A 3,281-nucleotide genomic window follows, 5' to 3' on the forward strand; every position below is an offset into this window, starting at 1 on the left:
GCATGAAGAAGATCTGCGGCAGTTCGAAACGCACGCCATCCTTGTGGATGAAGTAACGGTCGTACAGGGTTTGCAGGCCCAGGTAGGTGAACTGCTGGTCGCGCTCGTGGTTGATGGCCTTGCCGAGTTTTTCCAGGTCGAAGGAGGCCAGGACCGGGTTCAGCAATTCGAATTCGATACCCTTGGCGATGTAGGCCGGCAGGGCCTTGGCGTACAGGTCGGCCATTTCGTGGTGGGTGGCGCTGTCGGCAACACCGAGGAAGCCCAGGCCTTCGGCACGCAGGGTGTCCATCAGCAGGCGGGCGGTCACGAAGGAGTAGTTCGGCTCACGCTCGACCAGGGTACGGGCGGTCATCACCAGTGCGGTGTTGACGTCGGTCAGGGCTACGCCGTCGTAAAGGTTTTTCAGGGTTTCGCGCTGGATCAGGTCGCCGTCGACTTCTTCCAGGCCTTCGCACGCTTCGGTGACGATGGTGTTCAGGCGGCCCATGTCCAGCGGTGCGAAAGTACCGTCGGCGCGGGTGATGCGGATCGACGGGTGAGCGTTGACGGCTTCTTCGACCGGGGCGTGCGCAGCGCGTTCCTTGGAGCGCGCGTCACGGTAGATCACGTAGTCGCGCGCGACTTTCTGCTCGCCGGCGCGCATCAGGGCCAGTTCAACCTGGTCCTGGATTTCTTCGATGTGGATGGTGCCGCCCGATGGCATGCGACGCTTGAAGGTCGCGGTGACCTGTTCGGTCAGGCGCGCAACGGTGTCGTGGATTCGCGACGAAGCGGCAGCGGTGCCGCCTTCAACTGCGAGAAACGCTTTGGTGATGGCGACGGTGATCTTGTCATCGGTATAAGGAACGACAGTGCCGTTACGCTTGATCACGCGCAGTTGGCCAGGCGCGGTGGCGGACAGATCCTGATTCGAATCTGTAGCCTGCGGCAAGGTGCCCTGCGGGTTCTCGCGAGTTGTGTCGGTTTGCATGGGGGGTTGTCTCCACATTCTCTATGTTTGTTTGGGCACCATCACAGTGCCCACCGTTCCGTCCTGAAGCACTACAACCGGCGAGTGCCGGGCATACCAACTTCGGGACAGATCAGGAAGGGGGCTATTGGGCGCCGCTTCCATGCCGAAGTCTTTGGTCTCACGCCTTGGGCGCAAGACCGGGGTCCTTTGAGGTGACAGTTCAGGACTGCAACACCCGTACCGTTTTCACCCCATCGGGCCGAAATACAGTAGCCATCCGCACGCGCGGTTTGGTCTTTCGAAAATACGTTTGGTTCAACCGGACAGTGGCAAGAAAAGCGCTTGAAATTGGTGTCCGGTTTGTGTTTGGTTTTTTGCGCTAAACCCTACATCTAGGGTTTTTTTGGCGCTGGGCTACAAGATAATGCGTTTTGGGGGGCGATTGCAACGTACTACCTGTGGATAAACCTGTGCGTAAATTGTGTGTGAAAGAGCGAACCGGCGTGTAGGCCGCGATGCTGCTGGACCGGACCTTTTTTCAGCATTTTTCAACGATCGAAAACGGCCGGCCGGATTTTTAAGGGCGCGAACCCTATCACAAAAAACCGCCATGTCCGAACGCATTTACCGGCTTGTGTTCTGCGCAGGTGACGTTTATACAATCGGCCAGCGTATATGCAATTTATCCCCCCGAATCATTACAAAAAGACGGGCGGATCCTTCCTTATTAGCGTCATTGGCAAGCAGAGGTCATCCGTGGAGCAAGAAGCCTGGCAGGTACTGATTGTGGAGGACGACCAGCGTCTGGCCGAACTGACCCGCGATTACCTGGAAGCCAATGGCCTGCGGGTGTCGATCGAGGGCAATGGCGCCCTGGCGGCAGCGCGCATCATCAAGGAACAGCCGGACCTGGTGATCCTCGACCTGATGCTCCCCGGTGAAGATGGCCTGAGTATCTGCCGCAAGGTCCGCGACCGCTACGACGGCCCGATCCTGATGCTCACCGCACGCAGCGATGACACCGACCAGATCCTCGGCCTCGACCTGGGCGCCGACGATTACGTCTGCAAACCGGTGCGCCCGCGCTTGCTGCTGGCGCGTATCCAGGCGTTGCTGCGGCGCAGTGAAGCCCCGGAACCGGCACCGGAAAAACAACGGCGCCTGCAGTTTGGTCCGCTGGTGGTGGACAACGCCTTGCGCGAAGCCTGGTTGAACGACAACGGTATCGAATTGACCAGTGCCGAATTCGACTTGCTCTGGCTGTTGGTGGCCAACGCCGGGCGCATTCTGTCCCGGGAAGAAATCTTCACCGCGCTACGCGGGATCGGCTATGACGGCCAGGACCGTTCCATCGACGTGCGCATCTCGCGCATCCGTCCGAAAATCGGCGACGACCCGGATCATCCACGGCTGATCAAGACTGTGCGTAGCAAAGGTTACCTGTTCGTTCCCGAGGCCTGCGTAGACCCAACCCTGTGAACTCGATCTTCCTGCGTATTTATGGCGGCATGTGCGCCGCGCTGATTCTGGTGGCGGTGCTTGGCGTGCTGGCGTTGCACATGCTCAACCAGGTGCGCAGCGAGCAGTACCGCGAGCGTCTGGCCCATGGCACGTTTTCGCTGATGGCCGACAACCTGCAACCGATGAACCAGACCGAGCGCCACCGGGCGTTGCTGGTGTGGGAGCGATTGCTGGGCATTCCGCTGGCGCTGAAAACCTTCAACGAAACCGACCTCGACCTGCGTCAACGTACCCGTGTGCTGCATGGCCAGGCGCTGGTGGAGCAGACCGGGCCGCATGCGGCAAAGGTTTATCGCCTGGTCAGCGAAAAGGAACAGCTGGTTCTCACCGGGGAGGTGCAGCAGATCAGCGAGCAACTGGCAAGGGCGACGATTTACCTGTTGGTCGATGAGCTGGTGCGTTATCCGGTGGGCGAGCAACCGGTGCGGCTGGCGCAATTGAAGCAGGACAAGGGGTTTGGTTTTGACTTGCGTCTGGTCACCGTCGAAGACGCTGACATGGACGAAGACCAGAGTCGTCGCGTGTCCGAGGGCGACACGGTCATGGCGCTGGGCAAGGGCGGCGATTCGATCCGGGTGTTTGCCGGCATGGTCGGTACGCCGTGGGTGCTGGAAATCGGCCCGCTGTACCAGATGAATCCTTATCCGCCGGAGTGGCTGGTGCTGATTGCAGCGTTGGGCCTGACCCTGATCGGTTTGATCGTCTATCTGCTGGTGCGGCAACTGGAGCGGCGCTTGCGCGGGTTGGAAGCGGCGGCCACGCGTATCGCCAAGGGCAGCCTGGAAACCCGCGTGCCGGCGCGCGG

Annotated in this window: 2 protein-coding genes and 1 pseudogene; 2 read left to right on the forward strand and 1 reads right to left on the reverse strand. The window is 60.3% G+C overall.

All coding sequences use genetic code 11. From position 1 onward, the window contains the following. On the reverse strand, positions 1–973 hold a 973-nt coding region (locus D8V06_RS06565; protein WP_241667786.1), incomplete at its 3' end, for an ATP cone domain-containing protein. 738 nt (positions 974–1,711) lie between these two features. Here D8V06_RS06565 and D8V06_RS06570 point away from each other — a divergent pair. Then, entirely contained in the window at positions 1,712–2,434 is a 723-nt protein-coding gene (locus D8V06_RS06570) for a response regulator (protein WP_130906349.1), read from the forward strand. Beyond that, positions 2,431–3,281 (forward strand): annotated as a pseudogene (locus D8V06_RS06575) (two-component sensor histidine kinase); the annotation flags it as partial. The gene D8V06_RS06570 and the pseudogene D8V06_RS06575, both read left to right, overlap by 4 nt.

It is taken from the genome of Pseudomonas sp. Sample_24 (genome assembly GCF_004307605.1).
Lineage (GTDB): Bacteria > Pseudomonadota > Gammaproteobacteria > Pseudomonadales > Pseudomonadaceae > Aquipseudomonas.